Origin of the sequence: Streptomyces sp. NPDC004539, from assembly GCF_040610055.1 — a bacterium.
GTDB lineage: Bacteria > Actinomycetota > Actinomycetes > Streptomycetales > Streptomycetaceae > Streptomyces.
Map to the genome: position 1 here is coordinate 66,333 of NZ_JBEXLS010000030.1, position 14,967 is coordinate 81,299.

The window sequence follows — 14,967 nt, forward strand, 5'->3', positions numbered from 1 at the left end:
GACCCATGTCCTTTACCCCCCGCCCCTACCAGGTCGACGCCATCGAGGCGCTCCGCCAGGGATGGGCCGACGGTAAGAACCGCCTCGCCGTCGTCCTCCCCACCGGCGCCGGCAAGACCGTCGTCTTCTCCCACCTGGCGCACCAGATGCTCGACAGCCTCAACGGACGCCGCGCGCTGGTGATCGCGCACCGGGAGGAGCTGATCGAGCAGGCCGCTTCCAAGCTGCTCGCGGTCGACCCGATGCTGCGGGTCGGCATCGTCAAGGCCCAGCGCGACGACCACCACGACGCCGACGTGATCGTGGCCAGTGTCCAGACCCTCGCTGTTGCTCGTCGTCGAGAGGCGATCCGCGATATCGGACTGATCATCGTGGACGAGTGCCACCACGCCGCCGCCCCCACCTACATGGAGGTCCTGAGGCACTTCGGCGCCTGGTCCGGCGTTCCGACGGCCGGTTTCACCGCGACGATGACCCGCGTCGACGGCGGCCTGGCCGAAGTCTGGGAGGACGTCGTCTTCCGCCTCGACATTCTCGACATGATCAGCGACGGCTACCTGTGCGACGTCCGGGGCAAGAGGATCACCGTCGACACCCTCGACCTCAACAAGGTGCGGACGCGCGCCGGGGACCTGGTCGAGGGCCAGCTCGGTAAGGCGTTGGAGGACTCCGGCGCCCTGGAGGCGATCGCCAAGGCGTACGTCGATCACGCCGTCGACCGTCCCGGTGTCGTCTTCACGCCGACCGTGGCCACGGCTCAGCAGGCCGCCGCGGCGTTGCGTACGGCTGGCATCACGGCGGCCCCGGTGTGGGGCGACATGGGCCGCGACGAACGCCGTGCCACCCTGGCCCGGTACGAGGCGGGCGACGTGCAGGTGCTCACCAACTGCATGGTGTTGACGGAGGGGTTCGACGCGCCGCACACCAGCTGCGTCGTCGTCGCGCGCCCGACCAAGAGCGCCGGCCTGTACGTGCAGATGGTCGGCCGCGGCCTCCGCCCGGCGCCCGGCAAGCGGGACGCGTTGCTGCTCGACGTCATGGGCGCCGCCTCCCGCCACAAGCTCGCGAGCATGGTCGACCTCACCGAGCGAGAGATCGGCGAGGCCGAGGAGGGCAAGAGCCTCCAGGAGGTCGCCGAGGAGCACGTGGCGATCGAGAAGCGGAAGGCGCTCGCCGCCCGGGTCGAGGCCGAGGAGATCAACCTCTTCGGATCGTCCGACATTCGCTGGCTGCGGACCTCTCAGGGGGTCTGGTTCATCCGGCTCACGTCCGATCAGGTCCTCTACCTGGTCCGGGACGTCGGGACGCGGCTGTACCGGATGCGGCGCTGGACGAAGACCCACGGCGCGCACGCGCCGAAGGAGGACACGCCCCGCCCGCTGCCGGAAGCGCTGGCCTGGCTGGAACAGCAGGCCAAGGCTCAGACACCCGGCGCGTTCGTCGCCCGGCAGGCCCGCTGGCGCTCGGGCGCCCCCAGCTCGAAGGCGCTCGGCCTGTGCCGACGGCTCGGCATCAAGGTGCCGAGCGGGAGCACGGCGGGGGACGTCGCCGACCTGATCGACCGCGATCGCGTGGACACGATCCTCGGCTCCCTGATCTTGCCCGTCGCGTAACGGTCCGGGCCTGCTGATATCAGGCCCGGACCTCCACCCATCACACCACGGAGGACCTCATGACCAGCGAACTGCCGCACGACCCGTACATCGAGGCCGTCGTCGACGCCCTCGCCGCTGCCGGGATCGAGCCCGACGCTCGGACGTCGGACGCCGAGATCGACGGGCACGACGACGGCCCCGACGCCGGATGCACCAAGGTGCTCGACGCGTTCCTCGTCTGGGACACCTACACCCCTGGCTTGAACACCGACTTCCACGAGCACGGCATCGCGCTGCTGTGGGAACACTCCGTCGACCAGTGGGTGTGGGCGCCCCGCCGGAAGGACGGGGTGCTGGAGCACGTACCGGAGCCCCTGCCGCTGCACCGGTGGGCCGACCCGGCCGCCGTCGTCGACGTGGTCCGCGTCTTGCTCGCCGGTCTGCCCGTCCCGGCCGCCGAGGACCCCCGCCTGTGGGTGAACTACATCGCCGCCAGCGAGGCCGTGGCGGCGTGGGACGAGGTCACGTCATGACCGCCCCGCGTTGTGCCCGCGGCCACTTCCTCCCCGCGATCGCCGAGCCCGGCAGTGCCTGCCACTGCGACCTCGTACCTCGGGCACGCAGGTCCCGTCCTCGTGACCACGCCGACCTGTGGGGCCAGGGGCGCTACATCCGCCACCGCCTCATGACCACCATCCGACTCGCCGGGAGCTACCTGTGACCCCCACCGAACGCGCCCTGCGCTGGCTCTACCTCTTCGCCGGCGCCTTCATCACCCACTGCGCCGTCGTCAGCGTCCGCCGTGGCACACCCTGGTACGGAGCCGCCTTCTTCCTCGCTGCGGGCCTGATGGTCGCCGCCGCCGTCCGCGACTACCTCGACGCGGATGAACGGCGCACCGCCGCCGTACGCGCCGAGCGCGCCGCCCGCATTCGCGCCCTGGCTGACGAACGAGAGATGCGGCGTACCGCCGATGCCGCGCTCAGCCGCGCGTGCTGCGAGCGCTGGTGGACGTCCTGCGGAACCGATCACGACCTCACCACCTGCACCCGGAAGGACACCACGGCATGAGCTACCCGGCTATCTTCACCACCCCCGGCCTCCGCGCCTTCGCCGAAGCGGTCGACGCCGAACGGCAACGCCAGCTCGCGAAGTTCGGCGACCAGCACCACTCCGACGGCACCGGGAACAAGCATCAGCAGGACGACGCCACCGCCGCCCGCCAGTGGTGCGAAGACGCTTTCGGCTCCGGATACGGAACGTGGTCCGACATCCTCGCCGAGGAGGTCGCCGAGGCCAACGCCGAACGGGACCCGGCCCGCCTCCGGACCGAGCTGATCCAGGTCGCCGCCGTCTGCGCCGCGTGGATCGCCGACCTCGACGGCCGAGGAACACAGCTGTGACGTGCGGTATTTGTGACGAGGAGACCGACGGGGCGTACCTGTGCGAGCGCGATACCCTCGCACTCGCCGCGCGCCTCGCCGACCTCCCCGCGCTGTACGACGAGGTCACCGAGTGTCTGGTCCCGCGCGGGCACGGGTGGGGCGACGTCGTCGCGACGAAGAGCGCGGCCGGTCCGAGGGCGCCGTTGAACGAGGACGTCATCGACACGACCAACACCGTCCGCGCGGCCGAGCTCACCCACATGTGGCGTGTCGACGTGCAGCGGGTGAGGTGGCCGCAGCACGCCGCCCCGCTCCCGGCCGGGCTCGCGGCGGACTGCCGGTGGCTCGGCATGGAGCTGGAGTGGATCGCCGGCCAGTACCCGGGGGCCGGTGACTTCGCGCGGGAGATGCGGGAGCTGGAGGGCCAGGCCCGCTCGATCGTGGGAGACCCGGTGCCGCGCCGTCAGCGCATCGGCCTCTGCGTCGCGGTGACCGACGACCAGGGCACGGTGTGCGGAGCAGTTCTGTCCCGTCTTCCGGGCGAACCGCTGACGTGCCGGTGGTGCAGGACGGAGTACCGCACCGAGCAGGACTTGCTGCTCCTCAAGCACTACCAGCCTCAGCCGGAGCCCGGTACGTCGTTGTCCGGTTGAACCGGACGGGCCACGTAGCGGTGGAGGGCCGAAACGATCACGTCCGTGATCGTGCGGTCCTCCGCCGCCGCCTTCGCCTTGGCGTCGGCCCACAACTTGTCCGGGATGCGGACGTTGCGCAGCGGCGTCTTGCCGGTGGCCGGCCTCCCCATCGCACCTCCCGTGTAGGTACAGAAATGTACGCCTACCTCCACCGGGAAGCTTGACAAGGTTCACACGCGGCGAGTTAATGTAGGTACACAAACTCACCGTGAACAGGGAGGAGGTGAACATGTCCACGATCACTTGGCACCGCCCCGAATACCAGGGCAAGGACGAGCAGCTCATCAGCCTCGTCGAGGTCGCCACGCTCGCGGGAGTCACCCGGTCCGCCGTCTCCAACTGGCGCCGCCGCCACGACTTCCCCCAGCCCGCCATGACCGCCGGCCGCACCGTCTGGGTCGTCCGCGCCGAGGCGGAGGCGTGGCTGGCCGCCCGTCCGATCCGAAACGCCTCGGACAGCGCCGCCATCGAGGAGCTGAAGGCCCGCGAGGCCCGCCAGGCCGCCGCGTTGGCCAAGACCCGCAAGAAACTGCGCCAACTCCAGCAGCCCTGAACAACGCCCAGGCCCCAGGCCGGACGGCACAACTGCATAGCCAACGAACGAGGGCCGGACAGCAGCTCCCAGGTATTGGCGTACCCGGGGCGATCGCACCGTCCGACCCTCCAGCCCACGAACGAGAGCAGACCTCGTCATGGACCAGCAGCACCTTAGCGCGCCCGCGAGCGCGCAGGTCAGCCCCACCCGGCGCCTCGTCGCCGCCGGTATCATCCGCCGCCTGGCGGGCCGCACCCTCACCGTGCGCGCCACCCAGGTCGGCGTCACCGGCACCATCACCCCCACCCGCGCCGACCGCGTCGCCGAGCTGCACCGCCTCTGCCGCGAGGACTACGCGAGCTCGGCCGACCGTCGCGTCCAGGACCACCGCGACGACGTCAACCTCATCGCGTACGCGATCGAGGCGGTGACCTACCGATGACGAACGACTCCCCGGACATCGATCAGGCCGCCGACCTCCGCGCGCTCCTGGAGGGCGTCCGCGACGCGCTCACCCTCCCGTTCGACGTGCCCGACCACGACCGGCGCATGCTCGACCGCGCCGCCCTCGTCCGCGTCCTCCTCAACAGCGCCCTCGACGAACACCTCGCCGACATCGGCTGGGACACCGGCTGCCTGAAGCGCGGGGTCCTCCAGGAGGAGCAGGACGCCGCCGAGCGCGAGGCCAACCGCTGCCGCCGCTGCCGCAGGCCCTTCGAGGGCGACGACACCCGCTTCGACGGCCGCGCCCGCCACCGCGACACGCCCTGGTGCCGCTCCTGCATCGACACCTGTCGCGACGGGGGCCCCAGCCACACCTGCGGGATCTGCGACCCCTCCCGCTACGGAAGCACCCCGCCCCCCAAGGGCGACGCCGTCGAGCGCTCCGTCCGCGCCGCCTTCCCCGTCGTCGCCACGTTCCTCGACGCCGAGGAAGGTGAGACCCGGTGACCGAGTACGCCCCGCTGCACAGCCCCGACCACATGCCCTCGCCCCCGGCGTCCCTCGACGCCGAAATCCGCCTCAGCCGCGAGGCCCTCGACGACACGGCCACCGCCAACCTGCACGACCACGACGAGATCATGAGCTGCGCCGTCGTCCTCAACATCCGAATGCGCGCCCTGCTCGACGCCCTCGACGCGAGGCGGGGTGGCCCGGTGAAGCTCAGCCGCCGCGCCGCCGCCCGCCGCCACCGGCAGTTGATGGCCGCCGCCGAGCGCATCGTCAGCCGCAGCATCCTCTACAGCCAGGTCGACACGGCCGCCCCCGCCGACGTCGCCGCCCTCGTCTTCGGACGGCACGGACTGCGCATCGAGCACGACGAGGCCCTCGACTACCTCAACGCCGTCCTCGCCGAGCGCGGCTACGCGCTCCGCCGCACCGGCACCACCGCCCCGGAGGCCGGCGCATGACGGCGACCAGAGACCTCACCGGGGGCCAGATCGCCGTGCTCGGCACGGCAGGCGTGATCATGACCGTCGTAGGCGGCATCGGCGCCTGGGGCACCTACACCAACACCATGTCCGAGTTCCATCGGCAGGCAACCGCTGCGGGCGTCGTCGCCGCCGGGGAGGGCCTCACCCTCGTCCTCGGCCTGCTCATGCTCGGACGCACGATGATGGGCCAGTCCTCACCGGCCGTCGTACGCGGCGGCATGTGGCTCGCCCCGGTGTCCGCCGCGTGCATCGGCGTGACGATCGCGGACACCGCCCAGACCGCCGCCGTGTACGCCGTCACCCCGCTCGCCATGAGCGGGGCCGCCGAGGCCCTCAGCTACATCGCGCGCTCCATCGTCGTCTACCGCACCGGCCGCGACGCCGACGCCGACCGCCGCAACGCGGACGTCGTGCAGCAGCTCGCCTATCAACAGGCGCTCGCCGCTGGACACCCCGACGACGACGTCCAGCACGCCGCGACCCGCAAGGCGTGGAAGCTGGTCGGCCGGGTCGGTGCTGGCGACACGCAGCTCGCCGAGGGACTGGTCGAAGTCTCCCGCGCCCGCCTCACCACGGGCGCCGGGCAGGCCCTGGACCAGATGCTCGCGCTTCCCGGAGCTGTGGCGCCGCAGGTGGCGCCGCCCCCGCGCCCGGCCAGCGCCACCGAATGGCTCCGCGCCCACATGGCCGGCATGGACCCGGCCGATGCGATCTGCTTCGCAGCATCCGCACGACCTGATGCGCCCCCGGCCGAACTCGCCACGATCCTGGGGACCTACGGCATCCACGTCGACCCCGTCGCGGTCACCCTGGTACTGGCCCAGCGGAACCCCGAGTACACCGTCGAACGCCCTGATGCAGGCGTTGCGCCGCAGGTCAGCGCCCTGCCCCCGCTCAACGTGCAGGGCGCCGTCGAGGAGGCCGCAGCGCTCCTCGGCCCATCCGCCTCGGCCCGCGACATCGCCGTGCACCTGGAGCACACCCGACGACTGGTCGTCCCGGAGAACCACATCCGCAGCGCGCTCTCCAGGGCCGCGAAGAAGACCGAGCCGCCGCCGACCGCAACGCCGGGCGACGACCTGATGCGGGACGGCTACAACTGATGCCCGCCGTGGTCGCCGTGTGCTTCGCGCTCGCCGCTCTCGCGGCCCTCGTCGGCCTCGCCCTGGTCGACCTCCGCACGGTCCCCGTCACCGGCACGTGCGCCCTCATCCTCACCCTCGCCGCGCTCGGCGTCTCCGTCCTGCGCTGAAGGATTTCCGTGACCGACATCCCGTCCCCGCGCTCCGGCGCGGGCCGTGTCCCCGACTGGTGGGACGCCCTGTACGACGCGCCCGACGGCGAAGACGCCCGCGCCGTCGAACCGGAGACCGCCGACCCCGAGCCCGAGGTCGAGGCCGTCGCGCCCGGCTGGCTGACCCCGCAGCCCGACTACTACCCGCGCCCGCACACCCCCGTCTTCCTCACCCGGGCGCCCGACCGCATCGCCATCAGCGGCAAGACCCGCGCGGGCCTGTACAACGCGTCCGCCGCCGGAGCCGGATGGGCCCTGGGCCTGTACGACCCCCTCGCCGCCGCGCTCGCCGACTGCGGCCACGACAGCACCGCCGGCGCCCTCGTCCTCGGCACAACTACGTGCCTGCTCATCGCCCACACCTGGGACCGCCGCACCCGCCACTGGTGGCCCGGCATCGCCTGGGCCGCCCGCATCCCCCTCGCCACCGCCCTCCTCGCGCTCGCCCTCTGGGCGCCCGCCGCCCCCTGACCAGGAGACCACCGTGCACAGCATCCTCGCCGCCGCCCCCGCCATCAGCGTGGAGGGCGGACGCATCCTCGGCAGCGTCGGCGCAGGTGGCATCGCGACCGCGCTCACCGTCGTCCTGATCGCCGGTATCCGCGAACCCAAGTCCGGCAAGGCCGGACCGGGCGGAGCGGGCGGCGGCAAGAAGGGCCGCATCCGCAAGAAGCTCACCTCCGACCAGGCGCAGTGGACCGGCATCACCGCCGGCACCCTCTACATGACCGCCGGATCGATCTGGACCGTCGGCAAGAACCTGTCCGACGCCTTCGCCAGCGTCTTCACCAACGGCGGCTTCGGCGCGGCCGGCCTCGGCGCGGTCTCGCTGATCCTCGGCTCCGTCCTGTACTTCCGGGAGCTGACCCCCGGCAAGGCCGCCGTCACCGGCATCGTCGCCGCCGGGGTATGGGCGCAGGCGGGCGGCATCTGGGGACTGCCCCAGGCCCTGATCCTGACCGGCGCCCACGCGATCGGCATGATCTGATGAAGATCACCAAGGACGAGGGGGAGCAGCCCTCCCCCTCGCTGCCCCGCCGCATCACCGCCGAACTCCGGCCCGTCCTCGCGGTCTCCGGCGCCGGGAGCACACTGTGGGCCGGGTCCCGCATCCTCATCAGCCGGGGATGGGCCCTGCTCGGCCGCCACTTCACCGGGTGGGAGAAGGCCGGCGTAGTCCTCGGCGGCGGATACCTCATCAGCTACGCCGCCCGACAGGCCCCCGAGATCGCCCAGTTCGCCGCGCCCGGCCTCGCGGTCGCCTGGTGCGTCGCCGCCTGGTGCACCGCCCCCACCGCTCCCCGCACCGGCGAAACCTCCGGCCCCGGCCCGGACGAGCCCGAGGAACACGACCTCGCCCTCGACGACCTCGCCGCAGCCGTCCGCCGGATCGCCGGACCTCGCCAGGGCGCGCACCTCGCGCAGCTCCTCGACGACCCGGAGTTCACCGGCTGGGAGCAGGCCGACCTCAAGGCCGCCATCCTCGCCCTGGACGTGCCGGTGGAGGAGTTCAAGCTGACCCTCGCCGGGCGGCAGCGGGTGAGGGACGGCGTCCGCGTCCGCCACCTCCCCGCCGACGCCACCCCTGAGGCCCCCGCGTCGGCCCCGCCCGGCGCCCCTGCCGAACCCGCTCCCCGACCCGCCGCCGCGCCCCCTCCACACCCGGAGCAGGACAGGTAGGAACCGCAGGTCAGACGTAGTTCCTACCCGGCGCCTACCTACCGTCCTACCGCCCCGAGAGGCCCTCCCCGATGCTCTTCACGTACCGCTGCCCGCAGTGCCGCGCCGCGAGCCAGCCCGGCTCCCGGAGCGCCGCCGAGACCGCCCGGCAACACCACCGCGACGCCGAGCACGGGGGCCTGATCCCCCACGGCGACCACATCGCCCGGGTGCCCGGCAGCACGCCCGACCCGGACAGCCGGTACGTGAGCACGGCCGCGATCGTCGGCGGCCTGGCGCTCCTCGCGCTCGCCTCCGCCATCGCCCGCGCCCTCGGCCGCTGAAACCCCGGGGCGGCCGTCCGCCTGGCAGCTAGCCGACCGCCCCGGTTCCCATCCCGACAAAGAGACAGGACCGCCATCATGGCACTCGGCTGGACCAAGACCCCCGAGCCCGACGACCCCCGGCTCACCGGACACGAAACGACGTACGACGCCTCGCGCGGAGGCTGGGTGGAACCGGAGGAGACTTCACCGACACAGCCGGAGGGGGCCCGATGAGCGCCTGGCCCAACCTCCAGCCGTCCCGCGAGAGCCTGTACAAGGCACTCCGGCTACTCACCGAAGGGACGGAAGAGAGCCTCGTGCAGGCCCGGAAGATCTGCGGCGAACTCTCCGAGTCCATCCCCCAACTCGGCGCGGCCCGGTACTGCGCCGAGTACCGCAGGAACATCAAGTCCGCCGTGTGCACAGACCGCAGTTGCGGCCGATGCGGCCCCCTTCGCCCGTAGCGCTCTGCTCGACTCCCACGACGCCCGGCCGACCTTCTTCGGCCGGGCGTCGTGCGTTGTCGGTGACCATGGAGGCATGGAGTCGCAGATCATCCGCCCCGGCCACCTCACCGCCCACCAAACCGCACGCGTCCTCGGCGTCGACCTCGCCACCATCCGCCAGCTCGTACGACGCGGCCACCTCACTCACGCCGGCGGCACCCCACGCCAACCCTGGTACTCCGCTACCGAGGTCGCCGCTTACGCCGCAACCCGCCGCCGAGACAACGCCGCTTGACCGCAGGTCAGAGCAGTGTCACGATCTGCGTGTACACCTGTGCCCAAACACAGGCACCACAGACACCGAGGCCCCGCCCACCGGCGGGGCCTTTGTCGTACCCGGAGGCGCTCATGTCGGCCCCGCCTGCCCACACCGCCCCCGCGCCCCGCAGTGCCGCTGAGGCCGCGCACCTCCTCGCGCTGAAAGGCGCGCACGTCCACCTGGTCTCGGACGGTCAAGGGACCTGTCTGAAGGGGACGTGCAACCTCGTGCCCACGCTGCCCATCGACAGATAAGCAGGAGCCCACGGACTCACGACGGAGCCCCGGTGCACAGGCCCGGGGCTCCGTCGTGTCACAGGGTCAACTCCGTCGCCTCAGCGCCGCCGAGACCAGGACGCCGGCAGCCATCGCAGCGCCCAGGATCACCCCGGGCCACCACGTAATCAGCCGAGAACCGATGGCCAGTACCAGGCCAGCCACGACGATCCCCACAGAGGCATCCAGCTTCTGCTTCATGGTCACCACCCCCAGGCGCGACACAGTAGCGGAGGTGACATGGCCAAGTCCCAGCGCTGGCGCGTCTGTTCCGTCCCCCGGTGCCCCGAGTACACCCAGCACGGCAAGTGCGACAGCCACCGCCGCGAAGCCGAGCAGAGGCGAGGCAGCGCACGGCAGCGCGGCTACGGCGCCGAACACGAGGACCGCTTCCGTGGCCCGGTTCTCCGCCGCGACCCCACCTGCGTGTGCGAGGTCCAGGCGCACGGACACGGCACCCCGTGCGGCCAGCCGTCCCGGCACGCCGACCACCACCCCCTCGACCGGCGCGCCCTCGTCGCCGCCGGCCTCGACCCCAACGACCCGAGGCACGGCCGCGGGTTGTGCGGGCCGTGCCACAGCAGCCACACGGCGAACGAGCAGCCCGGAGGGTGGAACCGATGACCCACTCGCGAGTCGTACTCCTCCAGCCCGGCGACCACCTCCTCATCGGCAACCTCAAGGCACTGGGCGACGAAGGGCTGGAGGCACTGCACGAAGTGCTGCCCCGTCTCCGTGAGGCTCTCCGTTTGGGCGGCGTGGTCGCCTTCGAGGACGACGTCACGATCGCCTCGGCGCTGCCTCTCGTGCCCGCGTCCGACGCGGTGGTCCTCAGGGTCTTCGAACGAGAGACGGTAGAGGAGAACTTCAGAGTCCTCGCGGCCTGGGTGGAGGCCAACGGCATCGACCCGGAGACGGTCGCCGCCGACTGGCTGACGATCGAGTTGCACGGTGAGCAGCGGCTCATCCGGTACCGCGCCTACCGAACCACCGCCGACGGCCGGCGCCTCCGCGACCCCGGCGACCGGAGCAGGGCCTGGACGATCGAGCGGGTCGCCCCGCTGCTGGTGGATCTTGAGCTTCCCGACCCGAGCGAACGTCACCCAGGGTGACATTTTCATGATCACCCCGGGGAGGTGGGCCAAGATCATGATCTTTTGGAGGACCGCCGGGGAGGGAGCTGTCTGTCTGTACGGGTCTGGGAGGGCCACAGGCAGGGGTCAGCGCCACATAACGTAACCGCGCCCGGCTGCAACAGCCGGGCCTCTTCCGATGTGCCGCAACGGCACTGTGGGGGTGATCGGCATGGCCGGTATGGGCCCTGCTCCGAAGCCGAACGCCCGGCGGCGCAACGCCACCGTGGCCATGGTCGAACTGCCCGCCGCCGGACGAGGCGGCGAACCGCCCGCCTGGCCGCTCCTGGGGGACATCGCGCTCCAGACCCAGCGCGACGCGGCGCAGCGCACCGCCGACGAACTCGAACTGTCCCTTGCTGATCCCGATCTCACCGGCCGCCGCCGAGCCACTGTCCAGCGCAAGGCGGATGCGACCCGCGAAGCCGCCGCGATCCTCACCGGCCAACTCACCTCGCAGGAACAGGTGGAAGCCGAACTGTGGAAGCAACTGTGGGCTCTGCCTCAGGCCGTGGAGTGGGAGCGGGCGGGATGGCTCCGTGAGGTCGCACAGTACGTCCGGTGGAAGGCGCGCGCCGAGCAGGGCGACCTGGACGCGTCCAAGGAAGCCCGGCAGCTCGGTGACCGGCTGGGGCTGACGCCGCTGGCGATGCTGCGGCTGCGCTGGAAGGTGGTGTCGGCGGACGAGGACGAGCGGACGGCTCGTCCCCGGCGGAGGCCCGTGTCCGGGGGGCGCCGGCCGGACGACCCTCGGGCCGCTCTGCACGTGGTGGAGTAGGCCGTGGGCGTTCTGATGGTCCCGGCGCCGGACGCCGAACCGTGGCCGACGCTGGGACCTCAGGTCTGCGACCTCATCGAGGAGCGCGCCGTTCACGGCCCGGGGGCCCTGCGTGGGCAGCCCTACGTGCTGGACCCGGAGAAGCGGGGGCTGATCTACCGCTGGTACGAGGTGTACCCGCAGGGACACCCGCGCGCGGGGAAGCGGCGGTTCAAGCGGGTCGGGCTCAGTGTCCGCAAGGGCACCGCGAAGACCGAGCTGGCGGCGGCGGTCGCGTTCGCCGAGCTCCACCCGGACGGCCCGGTGCGGTGCGACGGGTTCGACGCGTACGGCGAGCCGGTCGGGGTGCCGGTGTCGGACCCGTACATCCCGATGGTGGCGTACACCGAGGAGCAGACCGAGGAACTGGCCTACGGCGCCCTGTACGTGATGGTCACCGAGGGCCCGGACGCCGACCTCTTCGATCCCGGCCTGGACCGCATCATGCGGTGGGACGGACGGGGCCGGGCGGTCGCCCTCGCCTCCAGCCCGGATTCCAGGGACGGCGCCCGCACGACGTTCCAGCACTTCGACGAGACCCACCGTTTCACTCTGCCGAGGCACCGTGACGCGCACGGGACGATGCTGGCGAACATCCCGAAGATCATGCTGTTCGATCCGTGGTCGCTGGAGACGACGACCACCTACACGCCCGGCGAGGACAGTGTCGCGCAGGGCACGCACGAGTTCGCCGAGCTGGTCGCGGCGGGCAAGTCGAAGGACCGGACGCTGTTCTTCTTCCACCGCGAGGCCGCTCCGCGGCCGGACGAGGACCTCTTCGACGAGGAGACGATCCGGGCCGCAGTCCGGGAGGCGTCGGGGCCGTCGATCGCGGCGTGGCCGGACTTCGAGGGCCAGGTCGACGCGATCGTGGCTCTGTACAACGCGCCGGACACCGACCGGGCCTACTGGGAGCGCGTGTGGCTGAACCGGCGTGTGCAGGCCGGAAGGCAGGCATTCTCGGTCGAGCGGTGGACGGAGCTGGCCCGCCCGGACATGCCGTTGCCGCCCAAGGGCGAGCGGATCGTGATCGGGTTCGACGGCGCGCAGTTCCGGGACGCTACAGCCCTGGTCGCGACGCATCTCGCGACCGGTTTCCAGTGGCCGCTGGGTATCTGGGAGTGCCCGCCCGGGGCCAACGACCCCGGCGGCCCCGGCTGGAAGTGTCCCGAGGACGAGGTCGACGCCGTGCTCGTGGAGGCGTTCCGCACGTGGGACGTGGTCCGCTTCTACGGGGACCCTCCGTACTGGGAGGGCATGTTCAGCCTGTGGAAGGGGCGTTGGGGCGAGAAGCGGGTCACGGAGTGGTGGACGAACCGGCTGAAGGCGATGGCGTACTCGCTGAAGGCGTACAAGGGCGCCATGCAGTCCGGCACCCTCACCCACTCCGGTGACCCCACTCTCGCCAAGCACATCGGCAACGCCCGCAAGAAGGTGCTGAAGATGCTCGACGAGCAGGGACAGCCGCTGTGGATCATCGAGAAGGAGCGCCACCAGTCGCCGCTGTCGATGGACGGCGCGATGGCCGGGTGCCTGTCGTGGGAGGCGTACCTGGACGCCATCGCGGCAGGTCAGAACAAGCAGCGGCCGAAGTCGAAGGTCATCGTCCTGTAGAAGGGGGTGCGCTGTGCAGGCCAAGGACCGCGAACCCTTCGAGTGGGTCGCCTACCTCGCCCGTGTACATGACGGCCTCAAGCCGGGGCTGGAGGAACTGAACCGCTACTACGAGGGCAAGCAGCCACTCGCCTACCTCCACCCGGAGCTGCTGGAAGAACTCGGCGAGCAGCTGAAGCAGGTCGTCATCAACTGGCCCCGCCTGGTCGTCGACGCCCTCGACGAGCGCATGGACGTCGAGGGGTTCCGGTACGCCGACGACGAAGCCGCCGCAGACGACCTGTGGAAGATCTGGCAGGCCAACGGGATGGACGAGAAGTCCCAGCAGGCCAACGTCGACTCACTGGTGATGCGGCGCTCCTTCCTGGTGGTCGGCACGAACGAGAAGGACGCCGCGACGCCGCTGGTGACGGTCGAGTCGCCGCTCCAGATGCAGGTCGACTGGGACCCGCGCACCCGGGCGGTACGGGCGGCGCTGAAGCGGTGGCACGAGCAGGACCCGCTGACGGACGCGATCACCGACCGGTACGCCGCGCTCTACCTGCCGGACAAGACCGTCTACTACGAGCAGACGTCGGCGACCAGCTGGAAGGAGACGGAACGCGACGAGCACAAGCTCGGAGAGGTGCCCGTCGTACCGATGGTGAACCGGCCCCGGGTGATGCAGCCCGGCGGCGTCTCGGAACTCGCCGACGTCATCCCGATCTCGGACGCCGCCTGCAAGATCGCCACGGACATGATGGTGTCGGCGGAGTATCACGCGATGCCGCGCCGCGTGGCGTTCGGCGTGGACGAGGAGGACTTCGTCGACGCCAACGGCAACAAGGTTTCGGTGTGGTCGCGGCTGGCCGGCCGTATCTGGGCAATGACCAAGCGCAAGGGCGGCGACGACGGGGCGGACGTCGTCCAGTTCCCCGAGGCGCAGCTGTCCAACTTCCACAGCACGATCGAGCTGCTGGCCCGGCTGGTGGCCGCGCTGTCCGGACAGCCACCGCATTTCCTGGGCCTGGACACGAACAACCCGCCCTCGGCGGACGCGATCCGCTCGGCAGAGACACGCCTGGTGAAGCGGGCGGAGCGCAGGGAGCGCACCCGCAGCGGCTCGTACGAGCGGATGAACCAGCTGATCCTGAGGATTCGTGACGGCGAGTGGGACCCTCGGGCGACCCGGCTGGAGACGCTGTGGCGCGATCCGTCGACACCGACGTACGCGCAGAAGGCCGACGCCGTGGTGAAGCTGGTGCAGGTGGGCGTGCTTCCTATCGAGCAGGGCCGCGAGGATCTCGGCTACACGGCGGTACAACGGGAGCGGATGCGGAGGATGGACGCCGACGCTCTCCAGCGGGCTGTCGGCGGCGACTTCGCCGCCGGGTACGGGCCCAAGGCGCCGGCGGACCCGGGCCTGCCTCTCCCGCTTCCGGCTCCGGAGGCGTAGGCC

At 71.5% G+C, this 14,967-nt stretch carries 25 protein-coding genes; 23 read left to right on the forward strand and 2 right to left on the reverse strand.

All coding sequences use genetic code 11. The features are described from left to right. The first annotated feature begins 5 nt into the window (after nt 1-5). The 6 genes from ABZX85_RS41650 to ABZX85_RS41675 are packed head-to-tail and all read left to right on the forward strand — an operon-like array spanning nt 6 to nt 3,633. Nucleotides 6-1,613: a DEAD/DEAH box helicase gene (locus ABZX85_RS41650; protein ID WP_355881468.1), complete on the forward strand. Its 1,608-nt coding sequence runs from the start codon at nt 6-8 to the stop codon at nt 1,611-1,613. 59 nt (nt 1,614-1,672) lie between these two features. Continuing rightward, nucleotides 1,673-2,128 carry a hypothetical protein gene (locus tag ABZX85_RS41655; RefSeq protein WP_355881470.1) on the forward strand — a complete coding sequence of 152 codons (456 nt, stop codon included), beginning with the start codon at nt 1,673-1,675 and terminating at the stop codon, nt 2,126-2,128. After that, nucleotides 2,125-2,316 (forward strand): hypothetical protein, encoded by a 192-nt coding sequence (locus ABZX85_RS41660; protein WP_355881473.1) that lies wholly within the window; start codon nt 2,125-2,127, stop codon nt 2,314-2,316. Before ABZX85_RS41655 ends, ABZX85_RS41660 begins: the two co-directional genes overlap by 4 nt. Next, nucleotides 2,313-2,666: a hypothetical protein gene (locus tag ABZX85_RS41665; RefSeq protein ID WP_355881476.1), complete on the forward strand. Its 354-nt coding sequence runs from the start codon at nt 2,313-2,315 to the stop codon at nt 2,664-2,666. The genes ABZX85_RS41660 and ABZX85_RS41665 overlap by 4 nt, the downstream gene beginning before the upstream one ends. Beyond that, nucleotides 2,663-2,998 (forward strand): hypothetical protein, encoded by a 336-nt coding sequence (locus ABZX85_RS41670; RefSeq protein ID WP_355881479.1) that lies wholly within the window; start codon nt 2,663-2,665, stop codon nt 2,996-2,998. The genes ABZX85_RS41665 and ABZX85_RS41670 overlap by 4 nt, the downstream gene beginning before the upstream one ends. Beyond that, nucleotides 2,995-3,633: a hypothetical protein gene (locus ABZX85_RS41675; protein WP_355881481.1), complete on the forward strand. Its 639-nt coding sequence runs from the start codon at nt 2,995-2,997 to the stop codon at nt 3,631-3,633. Before ABZX85_RS41670 ends, ABZX85_RS41675 begins: the two co-directional genes overlap by 4 nt. Here the strand turns inward: ABZX85_RS41675 and ABZX85_RS41680 are convergent. Next, nucleotides 3,600-3,785, reverse strand: coding sequence for a hypothetical protein (locus ABZX85_RS41680; RefSeq protein ID WP_355881484.1), 186 nt, complete (start codon nt 3,783-3,785; stop codon nt 3,600-3,602). The genes ABZX85_RS41675 and ABZX85_RS41680 overlap by 34 nt on opposite strands. A gap of 119 nt (nt 3,786-3,904) precedes the next feature. On the opposite strand from ABZX85_RS41680, the gene ABZX85_RS41685 reads away from it, so the two are divergent. The 12 genes from ABZX85_RS41685 to ABZX85_RS41740 all read left to right on the forward strand — a co-directional run bounded on the left by ABZX85_RS41685 (nt 3,905) and on the right by ABZX85_RS41740 (nt 9,666). Continuing rightward, a complete protein-coding gene (locus ABZX85_RS41685) occupies nt 3,905-4,228 on the forward strand; it encodes an AlpA family phage regulatory protein (protein ID WP_355881487.1) in 324 nt (107 codons plus the stop codon). A gap of 139 nt (nt 4,229-4,367) precedes the next feature. Next, nucleotides 4,368-4,652, forward strand: a complete 285-nt coding sequence (locus ABZX85_RS41690; RefSeq protein WP_355881490.1) for a hypothetical protein — start codon at nt 4,368-4,370, stop codon at nt 4,650-4,652. Beyond that, nucleotides 4,649-5,161: a hypothetical protein gene (locus ABZX85_RS41695; RefSeq protein WP_355881492.1), complete on the forward strand. Its 513-nt coding sequence runs from the start codon at nt 4,649-4,651 to the stop codon at nt 5,159-5,161. Before ABZX85_RS41690 ends, ABZX85_RS41695 begins: the two co-directional genes overlap by 4 nt. After that, nucleotides 5,158-5,622: a hypothetical protein gene (locus tag ABZX85_RS41700; RefSeq protein ID WP_355881495.1), complete on the forward strand. Its 465-nt coding sequence runs from the start codon at nt 5,158-5,160 to the stop codon at nt 5,620-5,622. The genes ABZX85_RS41695 and ABZX85_RS41700 overlap by 4 nt, the downstream gene beginning before the upstream one ends. Continuing rightward, a complete protein-coding gene (locus ABZX85_RS41705; RefSeq protein ID WP_355881498.1) occupies nt 5,619-6,749 on the forward strand; it encodes a hypothetical protein in 1,131 nt (376 codons plus the stop codon). The genes ABZX85_RS41700 and ABZX85_RS41705 overlap by 4 nt, the downstream gene beginning before the upstream one ends. Then, nucleotides 6,749-6,898, forward strand: coding sequence for a hypothetical protein (locus tag ABZX85_RS41710; protein WP_355881501.1), 150 nt, complete (start codon nt 6,749-6,751; stop codon nt 6,896-6,898). Before ABZX85_RS41705 ends, ABZX85_RS41710 begins: the two co-directional genes overlap by 1 nt. Nucleotides 6,899-6,907: 9 nt before the next feature. Continuing rightward, a complete protein-coding gene (locus ABZX85_RS41715; RefSeq protein ID WP_355881504.1) occupies nt 6,908-7,411 on the forward strand; it encodes a hypothetical protein in 504 nt (167 codons plus the stop codon). Between the two features lie 13 nt (nt 7,412-7,424). Then, entirely contained in the window at nt 7,425-7,928 is a 504-nt protein-coding gene (locus tag ABZX85_RS41720; protein WP_355881507.1) for a hypothetical protein, read from the forward strand. Then, a complete protein-coding gene (locus tag ABZX85_RS41725) occupies nt 7,928-8,620 on the forward strand; it encodes a hypothetical protein (RefSeq protein WP_355881510.1) in 693 nt (230 codons plus the stop codon). The genes ABZX85_RS41720 and ABZX85_RS41725 overlap by 1 nt, the downstream gene beginning before the upstream one ends. A 71-nt stretch (nt 8,621-8,691) precedes the next feature. Continuing rightward, the gene (locus tag ABZX85_RS41730) at nt 8,692-8,943 is read left to right on the forward strand and encodes a hypothetical protein (protein ID WP_355881513.1); all 252 of its coding nucleotides are present in this window, start codon (nt 8,692-8,694) and stop codon (nt 8,941-8,943) included. A 212-nt stretch (nt 8,944-9,155) separates the two neighbouring features. Then, on the forward strand, nt 9,156-9,389 hold the full coding sequence (locus ABZX85_RS41735) for a hypothetical protein (protein WP_355881516.1): 234 nt from the start codon (nt 9,156-9,158) through the stop codon (nt 9,387-9,389). 76 nt (nt 9,390-9,465) lie between these two features. Beyond that, nucleotides 9,466-9,666 (forward strand): hypothetical protein, encoded by a 201-nt coding sequence (locus ABZX85_RS41740; protein WP_355881519.1) that lies wholly within the window; start codon nt 9,466-9,468, stop codon nt 9,664-9,666. A gap of 344 nt (nt 9,667-10,010) precedes the next feature. On the opposite strand, the gene ABZX85_RS41745 is transcribed toward ABZX85_RS41740, so the two are convergent. Next, a complete protein-coding gene (locus tag ABZX85_RS41745; RefSeq protein WP_355881522.1) occupies nt 10,011-10,166 on the reverse strand; it encodes a hypothetical protein in 156 nt (51 codons plus the stop codon). Between the two features lie 39 nt (nt 10,167-10,205). Between ABZX85_RS41745 and ABZX85_RS41750 the strand changes: the two genes are divergently transcribed. The 5 genes from ABZX85_RS41750 (at nt 10,206) to ABZX85_RS41770 (ending at nt 14,964) form a co-directional block, all read left to right on the forward strand. After that, nucleotides 10,206-10,589: a holin gene (locus tag ABZX85_RS41750; RefSeq protein ID WP_355881525.1), complete on the forward strand. Its 384-nt coding sequence runs from the start codon at nt 10,206-10,208 to the stop codon at nt 10,587-10,589. Next, on the forward strand, nt 10,586-11,077 hold the full coding sequence (locus tag ABZX85_RS41755) for a hypothetical protein (RefSeq protein ID WP_355881527.1): 492 nt from the start codon (nt 10,586-10,588) through the stop codon (nt 11,075-11,077). Before ABZX85_RS41750 ends, ABZX85_RS41755 begins: the two co-directional genes overlap by 4 nt. A 193-nt stretch (nt 11,078-11,270) precedes the next feature. After that, nucleotides 11,271-11,876, forward strand: coding sequence for a hypothetical protein (locus tag ABZX85_RS41760; RefSeq protein WP_355881530.1), 606 nt, complete (start codon nt 11,271-11,273; stop codon nt 11,874-11,876). 3 nt (nt 11,877-11,879) lie between these two features. Beyond that, on the forward strand, nt 11,880-13,529 hold the full coding sequence (locus ABZX85_RS41765) for a terminase (protein WP_355881533.1): 1,650 nt from the start codon (nt 11,880-11,882) through the stop codon (nt 13,527-13,529). A gap of 13 nt (nt 13,530-13,542) precedes the next feature. Further along, on the forward strand, nt 13,543-14,964 hold the full coding sequence (locus ABZX85_RS41770; protein WP_355881535.1) for a phage portal protein: 1,422 nt from the start codon (nt 13,543-13,545) through the stop codon (nt 14,962-14,964). The last annotated feature ends 3 nt before the right edge of the window (nt 14,965-14,967 follow it).